Source organism: Dehalococcoidia bacterium (assembly GCA_030648205.1).
In the GTDB taxonomy this organism is placed as follows: domain Bacteria; phylum Chloroflexota; class Dehalococcoidia; order JAUSIH01; family JAUSIH01; genus JAUSIH01.
In genome coordinates this window covers 21,946-42,844 of the sequence record JAUSIH010000036.1, presented here as the reverse complement: position 1 = coordinate 42,844, position 20,899 = coordinate 21,946, and the positions used below count along the sequence as shown (strand labels likewise).

The 20,899-nt window shown below is 63.4% G+C and carries 21 protein-coding genes; 9 read left to right on the top strand and 12 right to left on the bottom strand.

Going from position 1 to position 20,899, the window contains the following annotated elements; genetic code table 11:
- Positions 1 to 732 carry a TlyA family RNA methyltransferase gene (locus tag Q7T26_03965; GenBank protein MDO8531314.1) on the bottom strand — a complete coding sequence of 244 codons (732 nt, stop codon included), beginning with the start codon at positions 730 to 732 and terminating at the stop codon, positions 1 to 3.
- A 110-nt stretch (positions 733 to 842) separates the two neighbouring features.
- Between Q7T26_03965 and rpmH the strand changes: the two genes are divergently transcribed.
- The 9 genes from rpmH (at position 843) to Q7T26_03920 (ending at position 9,380) form a co-directional block, all read left to right on the top strand.
- Positions 843 to 983, top strand: coding sequence for a 50S ribosomal protein L34 (gene rpmH, locus Q7T26_03960; protein MDO8531313.1), 141 nt, complete (start codon positions 843 to 845; stop codon positions 981 to 983).
- A gap of 384 nt (positions 984 to 1,367) precedes the next feature.
- Complete coding sequence (yidD, locus tag Q7T26_03955; protein ID MDO8531312.1) at positions 1,368 to 1,577, top strand: membrane protein insertion efficiency factor YidD; 210 nt, start codon at positions 1,368 to 1,370, stop codon at positions 1,575 to 1,577.
- A 41-nt stretch (positions 1,578 to 1,618) separates the two neighbouring features.
- A complete protein-coding gene (locus tag Q7T26_03950) occupies positions 1,619 to 2,755 on the top strand; it encodes a PQQ-binding-like beta-propeller repeat protein (GenBank protein MDO8531311.1) in 1,137 nt (378 codons plus the stop codon).
- Positions 2,756 to 2,763: 8 nt separating this feature from the next.
- Positions 2,764 to 3,687, top strand: a complete 924-nt coding sequence (locus Q7T26_03945; GenBank protein ID MDO8531310.1) for a YidC/Oxa1 family membrane protein insertase — start codon at positions 2,764 to 2,766, stop codon at positions 3,685 to 3,687.
- On the top strand, positions 3,578 to 4,270 hold the full coding sequence (jag, locus tag Q7T26_03940) for an RNA-binding cell elongation regulator Jag/EloR (GenBank protein ID MDO8531309.1): 693 nt from the start codon (positions 3,578 to 3,580) through the stop codon (positions 4,268 to 4,270). The genes Q7T26_03945 and jag overlap by 110 nt, the downstream gene beginning before the upstream one ends.
- Positions 4,271 to 4,395: 125 nt before the next feature.
- On the top strand, positions 4,396 to 5,061 hold the full coding sequence (locus Q7T26_03935) for a peptidylprolyl isomerase (GenBank protein MDO8531308.1): 666 nt from the start codon (positions 4,396 to 4,398) through the stop codon (positions 5,059 to 5,061).
- A 67-nt stretch (positions 5,062 to 5,128) separates the two neighbouring features.
- Entirely contained in the window at positions 5,129 to 8,716 is a 3,588-nt protein-coding gene (locus tag Q7T26_03930) for a DNA polymerase III subunit alpha (protein MDO8531307.1), read from the top strand.
- A gap of 33 nt (positions 8,717 to 8,749) precedes the next feature.
- Complete coding sequence (locus tag Q7T26_03925; protein MDO8531306.1) at positions 8,750 to 8,980, top strand: hypothetical protein; 231 nt, start codon at positions 8,750 to 8,752, stop codon at positions 8,978 to 8,980.
- A 169-nt stretch (positions 8,981 to 9,149) separates the two neighbouring features.
- The gene (locus Q7T26_03920; protein ID MDO8531305.1) at positions 9,150 to 9,380 is read left to right on the top strand and encodes a DUF2007 domain-containing protein; all 231 of its coding nucleotides are present in this window, start codon (positions 9,150 to 9,152) and stop codon (positions 9,378 to 9,380) included.
- A 150-nt stretch (positions 9,381 to 9,530) separates the two neighbouring features.
- Here the strand turns inward: Q7T26_03920 and Q7T26_03915 are convergent, their stop codons facing one another.
- From Q7T26_03915 to Q7T26_03865, 11 genes are all read right to left on the bottom strand, one after another.
- Positions 9,531 to 12,002, bottom strand: coding sequence for a transglutaminase domain-containing protein (locus tag Q7T26_03915; protein MDO8531304.1), 2,472 nt, complete (start codon positions 12,000 to 12,002; stop codon positions 9,531 to 9,533).
- On the bottom strand, positions 11,999 to 13,249 hold the full coding sequence (locus Q7T26_03910; protein ID MDO8531303.1) for a DUF58 domain-containing protein: 1,251 nt from the start codon (positions 13,247 to 13,249) through the stop codon (positions 11,999 to 12,001). The genes Q7T26_03915 and Q7T26_03910 overlap by 4 nt, the downstream gene beginning before the upstream one ends.
- Before the next feature lie 24 nt (positions 13,250 to 13,273).
- Positions 13,274 to 14,224, bottom strand: a complete 951-nt coding sequence (locus Q7T26_03905) for a MoxR family ATPase (GenBank protein MDO8531302.1) — start codon at positions 14,222 to 14,224, stop codon at positions 13,274 to 13,276.
- 435 nt (positions 14,225 to 14,659) lie between these two features.
- Entirely contained in the window at positions 14,660 to 15,991 is a 1,332-nt protein-coding gene (locus Q7T26_03900) for a CoA transferase (GenBank protein ID MDO8531301.1), read from the bottom strand.
- Between the two features lie 98 nt (positions 15,992 to 16,089).
- Entirely contained in the window at positions 16,090 to 16,752 is a 663-nt protein-coding gene (locus Q7T26_03895; protein ID MDO8531300.1) for a hypothetical protein, read from the bottom strand.
- Positions 16,753 to 16,968: 216 nt separating this feature from the next.
- On the bottom strand, positions 16,969 to 17,226 hold the full coding sequence (locus Q7T26_03890) for a type II toxin-antitoxin system RelE/ParE family toxin (protein MDO8531299.1): 258 nt from the start codon (positions 17,224 to 17,226) through the stop codon (positions 16,969 to 16,971).
- Positions 17,223 to 17,474 carry a hypothetical protein gene (locus Q7T26_03885; GenBank protein MDO8531298.1) on the bottom strand — a complete coding sequence of 84 codons (252 nt, stop codon included), beginning with the start codon at positions 17,472 to 17,474 and terminating at the stop codon, positions 17,223 to 17,225. The genes Q7T26_03890 and Q7T26_03885 overlap by 4 nt, the downstream gene beginning before the upstream one ends.
- Positions 17,475 to 17,611: 137 nt before the next feature.
- Positions 17,612 to 17,860, bottom strand: coding sequence for a hypothetical protein (locus tag Q7T26_03880; GenBank protein MDO8531297.1), 249 nt, complete (start codon positions 17,858 to 17,860; stop codon positions 17,612 to 17,614).
- A 21-nt stretch (positions 17,861 to 17,881) separates the two neighbouring features.
- A complete protein-coding gene (locus Q7T26_03875) occupies positions 17,882 to 18,193 on the bottom strand; it encodes a hypothetical protein (protein MDO8531296.1) in 312 nt (103 codons plus the stop codon).
- Between the two features lie 19 nt (positions 18,194 to 18,212).
- Positions 18,213 to 19,334, bottom strand: coding sequence for a hypothetical protein (locus Q7T26_03870; GenBank protein MDO8531295.1), 1,122 nt, complete (start codon positions 19,332 to 19,334; stop codon positions 18,213 to 18,215).
- A gap of 126 nt (positions 19,335 to 19,460) precedes the next feature.
- Entirely contained in the window at positions 19,461 to 20,831 is a 1,371-nt protein-coding gene (locus tag Q7T26_03865; protein ID MDO8531294.1) for an MmgE/PrpD family protein, read from the bottom strand.
- Between the last annotated feature and the right edge of the window lie 68 nt (positions 20,832 to 20,899).

Below are 20,899 nucleotides of genomic sequence, written 5' to 3'. Positions count from 1 at the left end.
CTAGTCCTTTGTGGTCTCCACGTGGATAAAGAACTCCCTGTTGCCATCGCCGCCAAGGATAGGGGATGCGGTCAGCCCGCGCAGTCGCGCGCCGTGCTCCACTACCCAAATAATGATACGTCCCAGCACCTGTGCATGGATTGCGGGGTCTTTGACCAGCCCGCCTCGCTGGATCTGCTTCCGCTCCGCTTCGAACTGAGGCTTGACCAGGGCCACCACAGGGCCGCCGGGTTTCACCATCGCCAGGACGTTCGGCAACACGAGGGTGAGAGAAATGAAGGAGACGTCCACCGTGGCCATGTCCGCCTGCTCGGGGAGTGCGAAGGGATATCTGGCGTTGACACCCTCAATCACGACGACGTGCGGGTCGGTGCGCAGCCGGTAGTCTATCTGCCCCTTGCCTACGTCCAGCGCGTACACCTTGCGGGCGCCCCGCTGCAGCAGGCAGTCGGTGAAGCCGCCGGTGGACGCTCCCACGTCCAGGGCGGTCATGCCGCTCACGTCCAGGCGGAAGACATCCAGGGCGTGGGCCAGCTTCACGCCCCCTCGTCCGACATAGGGCGCCTTCGCCAGCACGCGCAATCGCGCGCCCTCCGGCAGCAGCACGCCGGGCTTGTCAACGACGCGCTCGCCGAGCCGGACCTGGCCGGCCAGCAGGAGGGCCCGGGCCTTCTCCCTGCTCTCCGCAAGCCCGCACTCCACGAGCAGCACGTCCGCACGTTGTTTCGCCATATCTACCTGCTTGCATATTGTAACACCGCTCTTCTTCACGGTTGCTGAGATTGACATATAGGTACGGGTGGGCTACAATGTGCCAAGTCGGACTTCGGAAGGAACAATTCATGACCAAGCGCGTGTACCAACCTAAGCATATATCTCGACGGCGCAAGCATGGATTTCTTGAGCGCATGTCGTCCGCGGATGGCGCAAAGGTGCTGAAGCGGCGCCGGCTCAAGGGTCGCTGGCGCGCGGTAACTACATAGACGGCGGGCGTTCACGCCCATGCGGCGGGAGCAGCGCCTTCGCAAGGAATCTGAGTTTGACGCAGTCCGCAAGCGGGGGAGGGGCTGGAACAGCAACTTCCTCGTTCTGCGGACGTTGAGCAACGGACTTCCGCACAGCCGGTTTGGCTACGTAGTCAGCAAGAGGATCGGGGGAGCGGTGGTCCGGAACCTGGTTCGCCGGCGTATCAGGGAGACGGTACGTTTGACGGGCGTTGCGCCGGGGTGGGACCTGGTCTTTATCGCGCGCGTCGGCGTCGCGGAGGCCCCGTACACCAGGCTCGCTCAGACCGTAAGCGACTTGCTGCGGCGCGCGCGGGCTCTGGATGACAGGCATCCAGAGGGAATCACATCAACTGGACGTGTATGAAACGCATTGTGCTGGGTCTCATTCATGGCTATCAGTGGGCTGTCTCTCCGTTCCGCCCGGTCAGTTGCCGGTACTTGCCGACCTGTTCACAGTATGCCTGCGAGTCGGTCGAGCGTCACGGCGTCTGGCGCGGCGGATGGCTGGCGTTGAAGCGCCTGGCTCGGTGCACACCCTTCGTCGTAAGCGGCTACGACCCGGTCCCTTAGATTTTCGACCCGCTCCCGAGGGGGCGGATGTGTGAGTTAGCGTGACGTTACAGCGCCGGTTCTCTGATACCCTCCGTATAGCTGGACACCGTTTCGATAAGAGATTTGTCCTCGTTTGCGTTCTCCTCGGCCTTGTCTTCCTCCTGGCCGCGTGCGGTCAGGCTCCACGCCCTCCCGCGGGCTGGTCCGGCCCCGTTCTTAACGACGGTACGCTCTTTATCGGCTCTCGAGACGGCAAAATGCTTGCGGTGGAGCAGCAAACAGGCAAAGTGACTTGGGAATACCCCCGAGGAACAGATTTCGTCAGCCACGTCTACTCGACGCCCGTCATATCCAGCGACCGTGTCTATTACGGCGGCTACAACGGCAAAGTGTACGCCCTGGACGTGAAGACGGGCTTGAAGCAATGGGAGTTCTCGACCGGCAAGCCCATCGTCGGAGATGTGGCTGTTGACGCCGACAGGGTGTACGCGGGATCCGAGGACGGCAAGCTCTATAGCCTCCAGAGGCAAGACGGCATCAAGGCATGGGAGTTCACCGCGGGTGACAGGATATGGGCCGGCCCCGCGCTGGACGGCGAGGCGGTCTACGTGGGAACCATGAGCGGGGACTTCTTCAAGCTCAAGACGGCCACCGGCGCCCGCGTCTGGTCATTCAAGGCCGGAGGCGCAATCGCGGCGCCGCCCCTGGTCACAAAGGACGCCGTGTACGTCGGCTCGTTCGACCGCACCTTCTATGCGCTGGACGCCCAGACCGGCCAGGTCAAATGGCGGCATCAGTCCGACAATTGGTTTTGGACGCGGCCCGTAGCGTCGGGCGCCACTGTGTACGCCACGAGCATGGACGGGCGGCTTTATGCTTTCGACGCCGCCACGGGACAGGTGCGCTGGAGATTTCCCTCCGCTCCCTCCGCCACCGTAAAGCCCCCGGGCGCTCTGCGGGCTTGGCCCGTCCTGACCGATGGGCTGGTCGTTTTCAGCGACGTTGACGGGCGCGTATTCGCCGTTGACGCGCGCACGGGGGACCAGCGCTGGGACACGGCGCTTGGCTCGCCCGTGTACGCGCCGCTTGCCACCGATGGCAAGGCCGTATATGCGAGTGCGCTGAATAAGGACATTGTTGCCCTGGACGTCAAGGCGGGCAACAAGCTTGTTACCATCAAGACGGAAGTGAAGTAGGAGTACCGGTGGAATTCCTGGCGACAATCTGGAACGTAGTCGTTTTCGGCCCCATGCTGAACACGGTGGTGTTTTTGTACACCGTGTTTGGCAACTTCGGCGTCGCCATCATCCTGTTCACGCTGCTGGTGCGCGCGGTCATGCTTCCCCTGACGATCAAGCAGTTGTACTCCACCAAGAAGATGTCCGCTCTGCAGCCGCGTCTGCAGGAGCTTCAGCGCAAGTACCCCAAGGACCGTGCACGCATCTCTCAGGAAACGATGCGCTTGTACAAGGAAGCGGGTATCAACCCACTGGGCTGTCTGGGTCCTATAGTCGTCCAATTCCCCATCTGGATAGGCCTGTACCAGGCCATCATCCAGGCTATGCCGCCCGCGCCCGAGGGGCTGATAGACGTGTCGAGTCACCTGTATCCCTGGTTGCCTATGGTGCACCAGGCAATCCCGGTGCACAGCCGGTTCCTGTGGATGGACCTGGGAGTGCCGGACGCTCTGCCTGTCCTGCCGATCCTGGTTTTCGTCACGATGTGGGTGCAGCAAAAGATGACAATGCTGCCATCTACGGACCCACAGCAGGCCCAGACGAACCAGATGATGCTGTGGATGATGCCCGCCATGTTCGCCTTCTTCACCTTTCAATTCCCCAGCGGCCTCGCGTTGTACTGGGTGGTATCTAACCTTGTCGGTGTAGTTTTTCAGTATTTCATTACCGGGTGGGGCAGTCTCTTCCCTCTTTTCCAGACTGCGCCCGCTCAGGCCCCGGCCTCTTCGCCGGCGAAGGAGTTGGTGAGCGATGGACAGTCTGGAAGTGACAGCCAAGACGGTGGACGAAGCGATAGACCAAGCCCTAAAACAACTGGGGGTAAGCAAGGACGAGGTCGAGATCGTCGTTCTGAGCGAAGGGAGGAAGGGGATTCTGGGGCTGGGGGCTGAGCCAGCCCGTGTCCGAGTAACGCCTCGCGCTGCCCAACCTCCCGCCAACGTCGCGGAGGCCGCGCGGGAAACTTTGGATGCTCTCCTCAAGGGAATGTCCGTGAACGTCACGCTGACGCCGCGCCCGTCGGCGGAGCCTGTCTCTCCGGAGCAGACCGCCGTCTCGTTTGATATCAGCGGGGAAGACGCCGGCCTGCTTATCGGGCGGCGGGGCGAAACCCTTTCGTCTCTCCAGTTCCTGGTGAACTTCATGCTGAGCCGCAAGCTCAGGACAAAGGTGATAGTGAATCTTGACGTGGAGGGTTACCGCGAGCGCCGCATGGAGGTGCTGAAGGGGCTGGCCGGCCGCATGGCGGAGCGCGTCAAAGCTAGTGGCCGCCCCATCACGCTGGAGCCTATGCCTGCTCGGGAGCGACGCATCGTGCACATGACCCTGGCGGAGCACCCGGACGTGACGACGCAGAGCGTCGGCGACGGCGAAGGCCGCAAGGTGGTCATCGTTCCGCGCAGAGGCGCCGAAAGCGTCCAACGCTCGCCTGTTGTCGAGGCGCGACCACCCATGGCGCGTCCGCGGTCCCCGTAGCTTGCCTGCGCGGGCGTATTGGAACGAAATGATATAGGGAACAAATGTCTGCGCGCCGCGGGGCAGACCGCGCGCATTGGTCTGTCGCTCTCTCTGGAGAGATGAATAAAAGGAGTTTCGACTACATGTCACGCTTGACGCGTTTTGTCCGCATACTTCCGTTCGTCCTTGGCACGCCCCTCCTTCTGGCTGCGTGCGCTCCGCCCCCGCCTCCTCCTACACCTACGCCCGCGCCGCCTCCATCGCCCACGCCACGCTCGAATCCCACACAGACGCGCGCGATGCGATGGGACGCGCCGCCTCCCATGACCATTGACCCCAACAAACGGTATACCGCTACAATTGAAACCACCAAGGGCAAGATGGTGGTTGAACTGTTCGCCAAGCAGGTTCCCAAGACAATCAACAACTTCGTGTTTCTGTCCAGGCAGGGTTTCTACAACGGCACTACTTTTCATCGCGTGCTGCCCGGCTTCATGGCCCAGGGCGGCGATCCCACCGGCACCGGCGCGGGCGGCCCCGGCTACGAGTTCGGGGACGAGTTCAGTCCCACCCTCAAGCACGATAGCCCAGGCATCCTCTCCATGGCCAACGCAGGCCCCAACACCAACGGGAGCCAGTTCTTCATCACCTACGTGCCCACGCCCTGGCTGGACGGCCGCCACAGCGTGTTCGGCAAGGTTGTGGAGGGCCAGAGTGTCCTGAACGCCCTCGCGCCGCGCGACCCCTCGCGCAGTCCCAACGCGCCGCCTGGCGAGAAAATCCTCAATATTACTATCCAGGAGCAATAGCTCCTTCTTGGTGCCTCAGCCGTCCGCCGGGCTATAATGGCGTGAACTTTGCCCGTTGGGAGGCTGCATGGCCGCCGCTCAGTTCACCCATCTCCACCTCCACACCGAGCTGAGCCTTCTGGACGGCCTCTGTCGCATTCCCAACCTCATCCAGCAGGCCAAGGCGATGGGGATGGACTCCATGGCCATTACCGACCACGGCGCCCTCTACGGCGTTATCGATTTCTATCGAGAGGCGAAGAGGGAGGGCGTGAAGCCCATCCTCGGCATTGAGGGATACGTGGCCGTCGGAAGCCGCTTCAGCCGCGGCGCCGCCGACAAGAACTCCTACCACATCCTGCTGCTAGCCAAGAACGCCACGGGCTACAAGAACCTCATCCAGCTCTCCACCAAATCCCATCTGGAGGGCTTCTACTACAAGCCGCGCATGGACCACGAGTTGTTGGAGCAGCACCATGAGGGCCTTATCGTCCTGTCCGGCTGCCTGAACGGCGAGGTGCCGCGTCTCATCCTGGAAAACCGTCACGATGAGGCAAGGCAAACGGCCCTCTGGTATAAGGAGGTCTTCGGCGACTTCTACCTGGAGCTGCAGGACCACAACATCCCCGAGCTGGTCCAGGTGAACAAGGAGCTGCTGCGCCTCCATCAGGAGATCGGCCTGCCTCTGGTGGCTACGAACGATGTCCATTACACTAACCGCGCGGACTCGGGCATCCAGGACGTGCTCCTCTGCATTCAGACCAACGCCACCGTGCAAGAGGAGAAGCGGATGAAGATGTCCGACGACTCCTTCTATCTGCGCAGCCCGCGGGAGATGGCGGACGCCTTCGCGCACCTGCCGGAGGCCGTCGTCAACACGCAGCGCATAGCTGACATGTGCGACGTCTCGCTGACGTTCGGCAAGCTGCACCTGCCCCAGTTTCCAACGCCCGGCGGCAAGCCCGCGGACGAGTACCTGGCCGAGCTGTGCTGGCAAGGCCTGGACCGTCGCTTTCCCCACGTGACCGACGAAATACGGCGACGTCTTGAGTACGAGTTGGACGTCGTCAGGAAGACGCGTTTCGCGAACTACTTCCTGGTGGTGTGGGACTACACCCGGTTCGCGCGGGAGCGGCGCATCCTCTTCGGCGTTCGGGGAAGCGCCGCCGCCAGCCTTGTGCTCTACTGCCTGGGCGTGACCAGCGTGGACCCCCTGGACTACAATCTCGTCTTCGAGCGCTTCCTTAACCTGGAGCGCAAGGAGATGCCTGATATTGACATGGACTTCCAAGATGATCGGCGCGACGAGGTCATCAGCTACGTCGTGCAGAAGTACGGCGCCGACCGCGTCGCCCAGATCATCACCTTTGGCACGTTGGGGCCCAAGGCCGCCATCCGGGACGTGGGCCGCGCCCTCGGCATGGCGTACGGGGACGTGGACCGGGTCGCCCGCCTGGTGCCGTTCGACGCCAAGACCATGGATGAAGCCATGAAGGCGAGCCAGGAGTTGCGCGCCGTCTCCGAGGCGGACGATATCCTGCGGAAGCTGATTGACACGGCCAGGCAGCTTGAGGGCATAGCCCGGAACGCGAGCACCCACGCGGCGGGTGTTGTCATCTCCGACGAGCCGCTTAGCAACTATGTGCCGTTGCAGCGGCCCACCAAGGTGGAGAAGGCCGAGGAGAGCGGCGGCGGAGTCGTGGTCACCCAGTTCTCCATGGAGACGATTGCCGAGATGGGCCTGCTGAAAATGGACTTCCTTGGTCTAATCAACCTCACCATTCTGCAAAAGGCGCGGGACCTGGTGTCCAGGTCGCGGGGCGGTGAGATTGACCTTCTCCAGATTCCACTTGACGACAGGAAGACCTTTGACCTCCTTTCCTCCGGAGAGACAACCAGCATCTTCCAACTTGAAAGCCCCGGCATGCGGCAGTATATCAAGCAGCTTCGTCCAGGGTCGGTCCGGGATCTGTCCGCCATGATCGCGCTCTACCGGCCAGGCCCTATGGAGCACATTAAAACGTTCATCAAGGCCAAACACGGAGAGGAGCCTATCCGTCATCCTCATCCGGCGCTGTCGGAGATACTGAACGAAACGTACGGCGTTATCACCTATCAGGACCAGGTATTGCACATAGCGCGCAAGTTCGCGGGATACACGCTGGGCGCGGCGGACATCTTCCGCAAGGCGATGGGCAAGAAGATCCCCGCGGTCATGGAGAAGGAGCGGGAGAAGTTCATCGCGGGCGCCGTCGGGAACGGGTATGACGAGGGGACCGCTGTCGCCGTCTTCAACCTCATTCTGCCATTCGCGGGTTATGCCTTCAACAAGGCGCACAGCGTCAGCTATGCCCTCATCTCCTACTGGACGGCGTATCTCAAGGCGAACTATCCCGAGGAGTATATGACCGCCGCCCTGAACGCCTTCATAGGCAAGGAAGAAAAGGTTGCGACGATGCTCGCCGAGTGCTGGCACCTGGGCATTCCCGTGCTGCCGCCCGACGTGAACCACGGCGGCGTTGAGTTCGCCATAGAGGTATCGCCCGGGGCCGGTCGCGGCATTCGTTGCGGCCTGGGGGCCATCAAGAATGTTGGCGCATCCGCGGTGCAGGGCATTATAGCCCCGCGCGAAAAGGGCGGTGCGTACAAAGACCTTTCCGATTTTATACGCCGCGCGGACCTGCGGAACACGAACAGACGGGCGATGGAGAGCCTTATCAAGGTAGGCGCTCTGGACACGCTCGGCCCGCGCGGCGGGCTGCTGGCGGTGGTGGAGAAGATCACGGGCCAGGCCCAGCGGGAGGCAAAGCTTCGCGAGACGGGCCAGGCGACTATGTTTGACATGTTCGGCGTTGCCGTGTCCACTCCGTTACCAGGCATCGAACTGTCCGGTGGCGACGTCTCGCCGACCGAGAAACTGGAATGGGAGCGTGAGCTTGTCGGCGGCTACCTCTCCGAGCACCCGTTTAGCCGGGCGCAGGCGGCCCTGCGCGGGCAGGTGGACTACTTGCCCGCGGAGATAACACCGGAGTTGGTGGAGAGCACGCCGGGGCTGCACGGCGAGGTGATTCAGACGGCGGGCTTTGTCCGAAGCATGCGCTCCCTTCTCACAAAAGATGGGCGCGCCTTTGTCATTGCGCAGTTGGAGGACACAACGGGCGGCGTCGAGGTGGCTGTCTGGCCGGACGTTTACCAGCGGACTATGGAGCTTTGGCGCGAGGGATCTGTCTTGATGGTGCGGGGCCGGGTGCGCGTGCGGGCCGACCGAGTCTCGCTGTCCTGTGACGACGTTCGCCCTTTTGAAGCGGAAAACTCCGGGGAAGGGGTCCAGGAGGCCCTCAGTGAGCCTGTGCTCGCGCCGTCCGAACAACTGGACGAGTTGTCTCGGCCCGCGCCCGACGCGTCCCGCTCCATCACGATTGCCGTAGCGGAGACAGAGGACTCAGCGAAGGACATTGCGTTTCTACAGAGCCTGGTCGCAATTCTGCGGCGGTTCCCAGGCCGCGATTGTGTGCGCATCGTGGTGCGGCAGCTTGGCTCGGAGACACAGCAACTGGACTTGCCGGGTCTCACGACTGGACTGTGCGACGATCTGCGGTTGGAACTGGCGCGCATGCTCGGCGAGGGGGGAGTCACGGTGGACAGCGGACCTGCCGCACCGTCCGTGATTCCTTGATGGCCGTGTGCAACGTGACCCAGGAGGCTGACTGTGCCGGATGAATGGGTGTCCGTAGCGACCGCGCCCGACCTGCAGGCGGCGGAGGCAATCGTGCGGGCGCTGCGTTCGGCGGGGGTTGAGGCGATGCTTAGCCCATCTCAATCGGGCCCGTGGGATGCGGGCTGGAGCGCGTCTTTTCAGGTCGTGGTGCGAAAGGGCCAGGAGGATGCGGCGAAGGCCGCGTTGGAGCGTAGCGGACGGCGGAACGGACACGGCGGCTAGTGGGGCGTCTCCGAAGTTCGTTGCCAATGTCATTGCGAGCCCCGATGAAATCGGGGCGTGTCAATCTGGTTGCGGGGTACACCCCTCCTCCAGATTGCTTCGCCCTCCGGCTTGCCGGAGTCCTCGCAATGACAATTCATAGGTGTATTTCAGGGACAGGACACCAGGCATGAAGTGGGTGTACGTGGCGACCGCCCCGGACCAGATTACCGCCGAGATGTGGGTGGACCTGCTGCGGCAGGAGGGTGTCCCCGCGCAGGTGCGCGCCGAGGACACCTTCGGCTTCCTGGGCGTGACGCCGATACCGTGCCGCGTGATGGCGCTGAACGAGTACGAGCCAAAGGCGATGGCCCTTCTGGCTGAGTTAGGCGCGCTCCGCATTGCCGAAGACGGCGAGTAACCAGCGCCACGCCCACAGACTCCGTCCGGGGCTGAGCGCCGCTGCTCTCCTGCGGAAGGCGCCTAGCCGGAAATGAAGAGGCCGCACCGATGTCGGTGGCGGCCTCTTTGTATTCACCAGTGCCTCCCAGAGGAACAGGGACTCCGTGTCTTACAGGCGGCGGAGTACGCGCCGCAGCAGCCGGGACCGGATTGTGCGCCAGGCGGAACTAATCTCCTCCTCGTCCTGAGGGCTCAGAGACTGCTTGCCGTACTGGCTCCGCTCGAAGCCGTGAGTGATCGTTTGGATGGCGTCCTTCTGAGACGGCAAGACCTGTGTCAGCGTCCCCGCGTACTCGGAAGGAGTCTCGTGGACCTTTGGCGCAAGACCGGAGAGGCCCGCAAGACGCGCCATCTTCTCATACGCGGCCATGGCGGGACGCAGGCCGCGGAAGCTCAGCATCCACACCAGCCACATCGCGGCCAGAGCCAGCAGGCCGACGAAGAACGTAACGCTGGTCACGCGGGCCACTGCTGCCCACGGGCCTGCGTCATCGCGAAAGTCGCTCAGGTCGGCTCCATCCATCTCGCTTAAGAGGTCATCGTCGAACGCCGGGTACTCATCGCCCGTCGTGTCGTTGCTGGAGGCTGACGCCTCCTCCGACTGGTCTCCGCGGGCAAAGGCTTCGTGCCCGGCTGTGGGTTCGAATTCCACCCATCCGTATCCGTTGAAGAAAACCTCCGGCCAGGCGTGTGCATGGCGCTCCCTGACTACATAGACCTTGGTCTGGTCGTCCCATTGTCCCGTGGCGTAGCCCACCGCCAATCGCGCGGGGACGCCGGCTGAGCGCAACATAACCACCATGGCTGACGCGTAGTAATCGCTATAGCCGCGGCGTACAGAGAACAGGAAGTGGTCCACGCCGTCCGCGCCCGGTGGCGGCGCCTCAATATCGGTGGCGTTGGGGATTCGCCGCAGGTACGCCTCGATGGCGACCGCCTTGTCGTAAGGCGTGGGCGCGTCCCGACCGACCTCCTGCGCCAGGCGGCGCACCCGGTCCGGGATGCCGGACGGCAACTGCAGATAGCGATCGGTCACCCATCGTGGGAAGGAAACGCCGGATGCGCGCAGCTCCCTCGCGGACGCCACAGAGACGGACGACACCATTTGGTAGCCGCGCGGGCCCAGGGACCGGCTGGGGCTGCGGAGGCCCAGCACGTCCGATGTTTCGGCTTCACGCGTGATCTGGACCGCCACAACATGGCCGCCGCTTTCCTGCACATCCTTGAGCCGCACACCGGAGGGCAGAAGTCGCAGGACTTCGTCCCGGCTGAGGGACCCCTGGGCCTGAAGGGCCTGGCGCAAATTGCCCGATAGCCTCCGAAGGTCAAAGGGAAGGTTTTGAGCGCCAGCGCCGTCGGTCAGCGATATGCCGTAGACCCCTGCCGGGGCAGTCTCCATCAGGGCGGGGATGTTGGCCTCCAGAGGTTGGCCCTGGGCGAAGAGCGTATCGGTGGAGAAGTTGACCTCCACCCGCTGGGTGACTGTTTTGCGCGCCCGGTAGACAGCCCCCCTGGCCTCGCGGGAGTTGAGCGAGGCCGCGGAAAGGTCCGAGGCATTCCTGTCTCCTATCAGCCAGCCCTCGGCGGAGTACACCTCATAGACCCTGGCGCGCCAGTAACCCGCGTGGTCCGCCTGGGCCAGCAAGGCCACCTCGTTTCCCAGGTTGATAGCGCCACGGAAAGGCATGGCGCGGCCGAAGGCGTGCAGGGGGACTGCCTTTCGCGCGGGGAGGGAGGAAAAGAGCCGGCCAACCTCGGTCTCCATGTCAGCCCAGGGGGCGCGCACCGCCTCCCATGCGGCGCGGAGCGGCACGACCGTGGCCGTTTGCAGGGGCAGCACCCATGCGATGCCGACGACCAGGAGAGAGAACCATCCGGCGTGCATCAGGAAGGTGATGCCCAGGCCTCGCGGGACGCGGGTGCCATTCTCCCGCCAGCCCTTCTGCAGCCGCAGCACATTGGTCCGCATCATGATGAGCATGGCGGCGGGGAGGTATGTCCAGAAGTAGCCGTAGTAGCTCTCTGGCAGATAGCTGAGGTTGGTGAGCAGGCAGAACCCCGCGGGCAGGATGCCCCACCACATGTTCAGGCGGCGCTGCAGGAACCAGGTGGATGTGAAGCTTAAGGCCCAGACCAGAAAGGCCAGCGCCACGGCGAACGGCAGGGGGTCTATGCTGATGCCACCCGTGCGGGCCAGCTCCCACCACTTGGCCATACGCGTGAGCAACTCGCCAAAACGGGCATCCCATGCGGTGCTCGGGAGAGCGGCTGCGCTCTGCCAGAGCACGACCGGGATGCCAATAAGCGCCAGACCCGCCAGCATCCCCAGGGCGGTATGCCAGCGCGCGCGCTCAATCCCCGCGGCGGCGGCCATGCCCAGCACGGCGATGAGACTGAGGGAAGGCAGCACGGGCACCCACTGGGCCTGTTCCACCGACCACACGGTGCTGAGCAATACGATCGCCTCAAGGCCCAAGGTAAGCCAGCCCTCCCAGGAGAGAAGGCGTTTGAGGCCACGCACCGGCGCCGGCGCCTCGGCGGGCGGACGGACGCCGCGGGTCCAGATGGCCCCCATGGTCATGGGCGCGCCTCCCGCCTGGGCACGTACTGCTCTCGGGCGATGGGCCTCGTCCCCGTCGTCATCTCCAGCCGAAGGGCGGTGGAAAGAGGCTCCCCTCTCTTTACGGTGCATGCGGGGACGCCCAGCGCCGCCAGCCCGCTCACAACGGGCTGCACGCTCCCTCGGGCGCCAAAGGTGGATGCGTCCAGCAAAATAGCCGCTGCCTTGACCTTGCGGCGAACGAGGAAGCGCACCGCTGCAAGCCAGTCGTGGTCGGCTGCGGCGGTGATCAGCACCACCGTCGTGTGGCGGCCAAAGCGCTCTCCGCGGGCGGCGAGAATATCTCCCAGGCCCACGGAGCCGCGGGCCTGGAACAGCGCCAGGGCCTCCAGGATACGCGTGAACTGGGGGTCGCCCCGGTCGGCGGGCAAGATGTGCGCCTCCGCCCCGTGCGCCAGCAGGCCGACAGTGTAGTTATTCTCAAGGTATTTGCGCGCGACTGACGCAGCCGCGGTGCAAGCGTATTCCTCCGTGCTGTCCGGCCATGTCCCTGCCTGGACCGCGGATTGGCCGTCCACCACAATCCAGACATCGCTGGTGGGCTCCATCTCGAACTCTTTCACCATGAGCCGCCCCACACGCGCCGTCGTAGGCCAGTGAATGCGGTTGTAGCTGTCGCCGGCCACGTACTCGCGGACGCCGTAAGCATTGGGGGTGACATGCAGGCTGCGACGGTAGAACGCGGCAGTGCCGGGCAGGTCCGCGGGGGGCAGGGTCAGATTGGGGAGGTCAACCGTGGCCGGGTACACTATGAGCGTATGCGTGCCACCCATCGAGCGCTCCAGCCGGAAAAGGCCAAACGGGTCGCCTGTGGCCACGCGCACCGGCCCCACGGTGAACACACCCCGACGCAGGCACTCCAGTTGCAGGTCCCAGGTGTGTTCGCTCTTCGGCCCCAGAGAAACAACGGCGCCTGTGCGCTGCCCTTGCATGGTGGTCGCTTCCTGGACATCCAGCCAGGGCTTCCCCAGGACACTGTCGCTGCGGATGGTGATAGTCTCATCCGCCTGTCGGCCTACCTGGGTGCGGGAGGTGCGGCGGTCAACCGTTACATGCAGCCCGCGCAGGCTCAACCATGTCCAGAGAAACGTGAGTCCCATGCCCAGGATCAGGACGTAGATGAAGCGAGTGAGCAGGGGAAACCCCGTGGCCAGCGCGAAGACCATCGTGGAGGCTAGAATGATGAGGGCCGCCTTGCTTCCTCGCATGGGATCTCTCTCTGTGATGGGCTTCTAGCGCTGGACCCGGGCGCCCGGGACCGGAACGTTGTTGAGCACTTCAGCCACCACCTGCTTCACGGTCACCTCTTTCATCCGGGCCGCCGCGCCAATGATAATCCTGTGGGCCAGCACGGGGCTCGCCAGGCCCTTGATGTCGTCCGGCAGCACAAACGCCCTGCCCCGCAGCAGAGCGTGCGCCTGGGCTGCTTTCGATAGGGACAGAGAGCCGCGCGGCGATGCTCCCAAGTACACCGACGAATGGGATCGCGTGGCATCCACCAGACTGACTATGTACTGGATCAGGATGGGGTCCAGGTAGACTTTTTTGATCGCATCCTGCAGCTCCACGAGTTCCTCCGGGGATGCCACCTGGTCCAGCGCATCAATGGGATGTGTAATCTGCTGCTTTTGGACGATGGTGACCTCGTCGGCCGCCGAAGGGTAGCCAAGGGTGATGCGGAGCAGAAACCGGTCGAGCTGGGCCTCGGGCAATGGGAACGTCCCTTCATACTCGATGGGGTTCTGCGTGGCGAGCACCAGGAACGGGCGGGGCATCTTGTGGGTCAGGCCGTCCACCGTGACCTGCCGCTCCTCCATCGCCTCCAGCAGGGCAGACTGGGTCTTGGGCGTGCCCCGGTTGATCTCGTCGGCCAGCACGATCTGAGCGAAGACCGGCCCCGCTCGGAACTCAAATGTCCCCGTCTTCTGATTGTAAACGGAGACTCCGGTGATATCACTGGGGAGAAGGTCCGGCGTGAACTGGATGCGCTTGAAGGTGCATCCCATGGACCGGGAGATGCTCTTGGCCAGCGTCGTCTTGCCGACGCCCGGCACGTCCTCAATCAGGGCATGGCCCTGGCACAGCAGGGCGATGAGGGCCAGTTCCACCTCCTGGTCTTTGCCGATGATGACCTTCTGGACATTGGCGATGATCCTGGCGGCGATATCCTTGGGTGTCTCCACGTGCCCTCCTTCACCACCGAGCAGGTTGGACAGACAGGATACCGCTAGTCAGGGCGTTCTGTCCAGTGGTTGAGGCCTGGGCCTACGCGGTTCGGAGTCCAGACAGGAGGTGATGGCAATCATCCGCCGAACGCAGCCTGATTAATTGACGGGAAGCAGCCAGCAGCCATTTGAGCTACCGAAAGGCGCAAACAGGCGGCTCCAATTGCCTAAATACAGGGGCTTCATAGGGGTGAGGCTTCGATCGTAAAATGCGCCATGAACGCCGAACTCCGCTTATCCGCTGCTGGTTCAGCTAGTAGAGCTAGAGCCTTGCGCGGCAGCCCGTGGTCTGGCGGGAGGCGTATACGAGGACGAAACCCGTAGTTGCGAAACTGACGGGTGGACCAAGCGGCGGGAAGCGGCGTTAGTCAAGAGCCGCTTCCCGCCCGGCCGTTACTTCCGCTGTAGCTGGTCCTGGTTGGCCTGCGCTTGCGCTTGCATGCGGCTCTTGTCGGAGACTTGCGTGGCCGACCGCATGGACTTGTCGCGGCCTCTGATCTTGATGGAGGCGGGCTCCGGTTCAACGGCAACACCTTCCGACATGAGCGCTTCGATCTGCGCAGAGGTGTAGCCGGCCTCCTTCATGACCTCGCGCGAGTGCTCACCGATGAGCGGAGGGTGCCGCGTGTCGCCGCGCCACTCGCTGTTCTCGCTTACCTGAGCCGGGTTGCCCAGCAGGCGCAGCTTGCCCTCCGTGGGGTGGTCCACGTCGAGCAGCATATTGTTCGCCTTGAACTGCTCGGTCTCCATCAGTTCCTGGTAGTTGAGGCACGGATCGCACCGGTAGTTCCGCGCCCGGAACGCGTCCTTCCACTCCTCGCGCGTCTTCTTCCTGAACGCCTCGTCCAGAATTGGGTACAACTCGGGCTTGCGTTCGATGCGCTTCTCCAGCGTGTCGTACCGCTCGTCCGCCAGGAGGTGCTCGATGCCCAGGATGGAGCAGATGTCCGCCCACTCCACGTCGTCCTGGCCGTAGATGGTCAGCACGTCTCCGTCCTTGGCCGGATACGGGCCGAAGGGGAACAGGCCGCGAAGGCCGCGTCCCCACTTGACGTGCAGGACGTCGTCCACCGTGTAGTCGTGAAACGCGCCTTCCTGCAGAAAGAGGGCCGCGTGGATCAGGTTGGTGCTCACGCGCGTGCCCTTGCCCGTAACCTGACGCTGAAACAGCGCGTTCATGATTGCGAACGCCGTCATGGCGCCGATGGAGAAGTCGATGACGGAGTGCCCGATCATCTGCGGCGGCTGGCCTTTGACACCCATGCTGGCGACGATGCCGCTGACGGCCTGCGCCCACGGGTCGCCCCCGCGACGGCGGACCCACGGGCCGGTGCTTCCATAGGAGAAGATGGAGCAGTAGATGAGGCGCGGGTTCAGCTTCTTGGTGGCCTCGTAACCCAGCCCCATCTTGTCCAGCACGCCGACCCGGAAGTTCTCGACGAGCACGTCCGCCTTCTTCACGAGTTTTATGGCGACCGCGCGGCCCTTATCGGTGGTGAGGTCCAGCGATATGCTGCGCTTGCCCCGGTTGAGACCGAGGAAGACGGCGCTGTCGCCCTCCACGCGACCGCTGAGGCGGCAGAAGTCGCCGCTGGGCGGCTCGACCTTGACCACATCCGCGCCCATGTCCGCGAGGAGGCGCGCGGCGCACGGCGCAGCGTACGCCTGTCCAAAGTCTAAAACGCGTACGCCGTAGAGAGGCTGAGCTTTCCGTAGTTCGTCCATTGTTCAACTCCAGATTGATAGAATGTGCGGCAACGTGAGTGGCTTGTCTATTGTACCGCAGAATGACGGAATGCGCGTCAGCCCATTTGTTGGAAGGACTACTCGCCTTTCGTCTCCTTCAGGTGTGGGTGAGCCTTAATAAGCACATTCATGACATAATCAGTATGGGTTGTCCCTTCCTTATCCAACGGGGTTAAGTGCCGTGGGGATAGTGTCATTTCTTGCGGAATGGAAAAACCTTGCGGAAAGGGAAAGTCCACCTTGGGCGGTGGAGGGTGATGCGCATTGTAAATGTCGTTGTAGATCTCACCTAAAATGGCCAGCACCTTCTTAATATCTTCTGCATTAGGCAGCGGCGGGTCTTTCTTCATATCCCAATGGCCACTGCGTTGGTCCCTTACGTCTAGGATCGCTTTTAGTTCTGTACTGATTTGCGTCAGCTTGCTCTCAATTGCAGAGGTGTCCAGGGTTTCGGCCAGTTTTGGATGGCGTTTAGCGAGCCTCAAGAGCTTGTGTATGCTTGGCTGATCTTTATCGCGGTCGTCGGTGGCAACGCATATCTTTATCACCAAACGGTCAATATGTGCATCCCTAGTCCAATAGAAGAAACCGGTATAGGTGTGACACAGGCGCAGCTTTCCAGGCGACGACATAAGCGCTTGCCAGATGTTGAGATGCGTATTTGCTGCCCATAGGTGGTATTCAAGTATCTTAAGCATCTTTTGGAATTTGGCAACAAGAACGGGGTCTAGATCATCCATATATCCGCTTCTTTTGGAATACAAAGGTCTATCCGTCGTCCGCCCTTCGCCGCGGAGTCTCGCGCCTATCCGCGCCCCTTCCCCATCCGCATCCGCAGCGCGTACACGTCGCGACGCCGTAGGCCCGTCTCCCGCACCACGCGCGCCACCGCCTCGTTCGGCGGGACGCCTTCGTCCAGCGGCCGTCATATTCCTGCGATTACGACTGCTCCTTTTCTATTTCCGATATCCCTCGCTGCGATGGTGAATCCGCAGGATGTTCATTGTTCCGTCGTGGACGTCGAAGGTCAGCCTCACGCGCCAGTCTCCGACGCGCAAGCGCCACTCCTGTTCATGTCCTTGCAGCCGTTTGATGTCCCCCTGTCCCGTTTCGGCGAAGCGCAGGGCCCTGTCGCGGATGCGTTTCGCTATCTGGCGGTCCAGCCGGCGCATATCGTGAGCGGCCGGGCCTGTCCAGATGACGCGCCAAGTCACAGCCCCAGCTCGCGGGCGAGGTCGGCGTCCGCGACGACATCGCCGCGCTTCAACGCGCGCCGCGCTGCGCGTACGGCGGCTGCTTCCTTCGGGGTCTCCGGCTCGTCGTCCAGAGGCGCCTCCAGAAGCGCGCGGAAAACGGGGTCCTCATGGAGGAGCCGGACGTACTGCACGAAACGACGCACTGTCGGCAACTCTTTCTCGGGCAGCACGTCAATCAGCCGGTGAATTTCTTCTTTCAGGGTCATGGCCGAACTCCTTTGAGCCGCTTTCTCTGAGTTCCACTCCCTACGCCGTCACTATATCCCGCGCCTGCGCCGTGTCAAGCGCGCGGCGTGCCGCGGAAGACCTCCTCGTACAGCTTGGTCAGATCCCGCCGCGCGGCCTACCTTTGCGGCAGAGGCTTCGCGACGCCGGAGGTCAGGCTCTTCACCACCAGCGGGTATAGCGCGTCCGCCGCCTTCTTCACCTCTTCGTCCGTGCCACGGTTGTAGATGAGCTGGGAGACGACTGCGATGGGCAGGTCCGGCGCCCCCATGACCTTCGCCTGGGCGTGCGCGGCCCTCTCGAAGACGTCGTGGGCGAGGGTGACGGTCGGCACGCCGCGCCGCTCCATCTGGACTGCATCGTGCACACTGCACGACGTGCAGCCGCCTCAGAGCGCAACGCCGTTGACGACCACGTCTGCCGTCCGGACGATCTCCTCGAACGTCTCTTTGCCGTGGCGGAACGGCGAGGCGATGTTGTCCGTCCGCACGTAGCGCACGTCGCCGAGCTTGTACTCCTTCTGGAGTCGCTCCTTCCAGACGCGGAAGATGCGGTTCATTCCCGGCACGCTGTTCTCCACATGGCCGCGGCCGTCCACAAACCACAGCACCTTGCCGGTGAGGTCCGTGGGGCGCGGCGCCAGCTTGCTCTCCGGCTGCGCCGCCTCACCCGTGGGGTCGAGGACTCGAAGCTTCATCATGACGGTTTGCCTCCTTCAACTACTTGGGGAACTTGATGGGCCGAGTCACCGCGTACGCGCCGAAGTTGCCCCAACCGTGGCAGACGGAGTTCCAGGGCAGGCTCGCCGCGCCGGTGACGGTGATATGGATGTTCGCCTCGCGCTCGACGATGGGCACCATCGTCTGCGGGTTCGTCTGGTCAACCCAGGGGGCGTAGTCCCGCCACGTGTCATTGCCCACGGCGGGGTTGTAGAAGCCGTCGCGGATAAGGTCGCCGAGGCGGTTGCGCGCCTGGTCGAACAGGAAGCGGCGGACGGTCTCTTTGGTATAGCGCGCCTGGTGCAACTGCGCAACGGTGCGCGGGCCGAAGGTGACCAGTACCTGCCCCATGAAGTGGAAGTTGTTGGAGCCGGGCGTGGACATGCTCCGGGCGATGAAGCGCAGAGCGCGCTCCGGGCCGGGGTTGCCCTCGCGGCCCACGGAGGTGAGCGTCAGGACGTTGCGCGGCGCCTCGCAGCCGAAGACGGTGACGGTGCTCTGGTCGGCGGGGTAGCCCCACTCGACGTTCAGCTTCGTCCACGGGTTCTCTTCCATGTCCGGGTTCTCGGCGATGCAGAACGAGTACTTGCCGGGATGGCCCAGATGCGTCATGTCCGTCTGTCCGGGGCGGGCGCCGCCGAGGTTCCACAGGATAAGCCGCACGGCCCGACCCACCGCGGCGTTGGCGCGGGAGACGCCGCCGAAGGCGTTCTCTTTGTAGTGGAAGCCAAGCTGCTTGACCGCCGGGCCGCTGACAATGACCAGCGGCGTGACGGGGTTCGTGGTGTCCTGCACTCCCTTGAGGTTGAAGTGCTCCTTGTCCTCCTCGCAGAGCATGCACTCCAGTGCGGCGAGGACGACCGTGAAGTGCTCGGGCGCGCAGCCCGCCATCACGGCCTGGATGGCGACCTTCTCGAGGGTCGCCTTGCCCTGCATAGGCGGAATGAGGCCGAGCAGCTCGTCCGGGCGGCGCTTTACGTGTTCGACCATTGCGCCGACGCGCTCCTCCGTGGGTGGCGCGACTGGCAGGCCATCGGTCCATCCGTTCTGATAGGCGTGGTCAAGCCAGTCCCAGGCATCGGTGAATTCGAGGACCTTGGCTGAGGTTTGGCCTGAGGTCATGGCAGCCTCCTATGGGGACGCGCTGGAACTTCGCGGTGCGATTATATTCCCTCGCACGTGACGGGGCAACTTTGGTGCATATTGGCGGGTGTTTGTCCCGCGCGTGGCGGTCCAGACAGGCAATCCTCAGGCAAGCAGCTTTATCGCCTCCGTTGCGTCCGGAACGTCCGGAAGCGCCAGCACCAGGTCTCTTGCTCGCTTTGTCTTCTCGTGAGCCAGAGGCCGGGGGCTGTATGTCACACAGTCGTCGTAGCGTCTGATAAGCTCCGCAAGGGGAATCGGCTTATCGGGGTGCCCCGTTGGCGGGCCTATGCGCGCCGACGTGAGCTTCCGGCCATCGGTCAGCGTGACAACCGCATAGACTTGGGCGTCCTTCGGGTCTGTGTGTGCGGTGACTTTCCGCGCGAGGGCCATCTTCGCCGCGTCCTTCAGAGCGGCGTCCTGGAAGTGGCTCAGGTCGAGACGGTCGTCTGTCAGGGCGCAGGCCGCCGCCCACGGCAGGCTGAACTCCTGCTCCACGTGATTCCGTGGGCGCCGCTTCTCCTCAATTGGTGCACAGGTAATAGCCATGCTGGGGGAGCCGTAGACGTCAACGGCCACGACCTGCTCCGGCCTGATCTTATGGGCCTGCTTCACCTGGAACATCGCATCCAGGGCCTGGTGCATGGCGGCGCAGCAGGGATAGCCCTTGAAGCCCAGCCTCGTTCCCCAGAACATAGCCCCCAGGTCTTTCACGATGGCTTCTTCAGCGCACTCCTTATAGAAGCTTGGGTACAGGCCACTGCGCCCGGTCAGGAACTGGTGGGGGCCATCTATGCCGGCCCTCGCCATGAGCGCGGCGAAGACGCCATTGCGAACGCAGAAGCCCATCTGCATGCGGACGGCCAGGGTTCCTTCGTGATGGGCCTGAAAGGTGCCCGCCGCCTGTGTATAGGCGATACCCAGGGCATCAATCATCTGCTCTTCCGTCAAGCGAAGGAGCTTGGCCGCCGCGATAGTCGCCCCGAAGTGCGAGAACATATAGGTGGCGTTGAAGGGCGTTTTGATGGCATTGGGCGCCCCATTGACGAGGCGCGCCTGAACATCCGTCGCCACCGCCACGGCATTGACCAGCGCCTTGCCATCAACACCGCCCAGATGCTCGCCAACAGCGAAGGCCGCGGGCACCACCGCGACGCCGATGGCGTAGGCGTGCGTGTTGCCAAACCAGTGCTTGTCCTCGTATTCGACGGCCTTGGCGAACACTCCGTTGGCGAAGCCCGCCAGCAGCGCCGGCGCCCGCTCTTCGTACCCAATGATGGTAGCGTCGCCGGTGCAACCTCGGCTGAGCTCGCGCACCACTGTCAGCACCATCTCAGAGCCGGTCGCGCCCGCGCCCGCGACGGAGGTGCCCAGCGCCCACAGTATTTCTTTCTTCGCCGCATCCACTGCTTCCCTGGGCAAGTCCTCGAATCGCACCGCGGCGGCGTGTTTGGCGATACGCGCTTCCAGGCTCATAACGCACCTCGTCGCTCAAATAATCTGTGCCCGTCTCGCCCCGCCGATGCGCGGCGCACGGCCACAGT

Excerpts from the sequence above, each read along its gene's own strand:
- Q7T26_03965 (MDO8531314.1), bottom strand. The coding sequence starts at position 732 with ATGGCGAAACAACGTGCGGACGTGCTGCTCGTGGAGTGCGGGCTTGCG.
- rpmH (MDO8531313.1), top strand. The coding sequence starts at position 843 with ATGACCAAGCGCGTGTACCAACCTAAGCATATATCTCGACGGCGCAAG.
- yidD (MDO8531312.1), top strand. The coding sequence starts at position 1,368 with ATGAAACGCATTGTGCTGGGTCTCATTCATGGCTATCAGTGGGCTGTC.
- Q7T26_03935 (MDO8531308.1), top strand. The coding sequence starts at position 4,396 with ATGTCACGCTTGACGCGTTTTGTCCGCATACTTCCGTTCGTCCTTGGC.
- Q7T26_03930 (MDO8531307.1), top strand. The coding sequence starts at position 5,129 with ATGGCCGCCGCTCAGTTCACCCATCTCCACCTCCACACCGAGCTGAGC.
- Q7T26_03920 (MDO8531305.1), top strand. The coding sequence starts at position 9,150 with ATGAAGTGGGTGTACGTGGCGACCGCCCCGGACCAGATTACCGCCGAG.
- Q7T26_03915 (MDO8531304.1), bottom strand. The coding sequence starts at position 12,002 with ATGACCATGGGGGCCATCTGGACCCGCGGCGTCCGTCCGCCCGCCGAG.
- Q7T26_03910 (MDO8531303.1), bottom strand. The coding sequence starts at position 13,249 with ATGCGAGGAAGCAAGGCGGCCCTCATCATTCTAGCCTCCACGATGGTC.
- Q7T26_03900 (MDO8531301.1), bottom strand. The coding sequence starts at position 15,991 with ATGGACGAACTACGGAAAGCTCAGCCTCTCTACGGCGTACGCGTTTTA.
- Q7T26_03895 (MDO8531300.1), bottom strand. The coding sequence starts at position 16,752 with ATGGATGATCTAGACCCCGTTCTTGTTGCCAAATTCCAAAAGATGCTT.
- Q7T26_03885 (MDO8531298.1), bottom strand. The coding sequence starts at position 17,474 with ATGACCCTGAAAGAAGAAATTCACCGGCTGATTGACGTGCTGCCCGAG.
- Q7T26_03875 (MDO8531296.1), bottom strand. The coding sequence starts at position 18,193 with ATGATGAAGCTTCGAGTCCTCGACCCCACGGGTGAGGCGGCGCAGCCG.
- Q7T26_03870 (MDO8531295.1), bottom strand. The coding sequence starts at position 19,334 with ATGACCTCAGGCCAAACCTCAGCCAAGGTCCTCGAATTCACCGATGCC.
- Q7T26_03865 (MDO8531294.1), bottom strand. The coding sequence starts at position 20,831 with ATGAGCCTGGAAGCGCGTATCGCCAAACACGCCGCCGCGGTGCGATTC.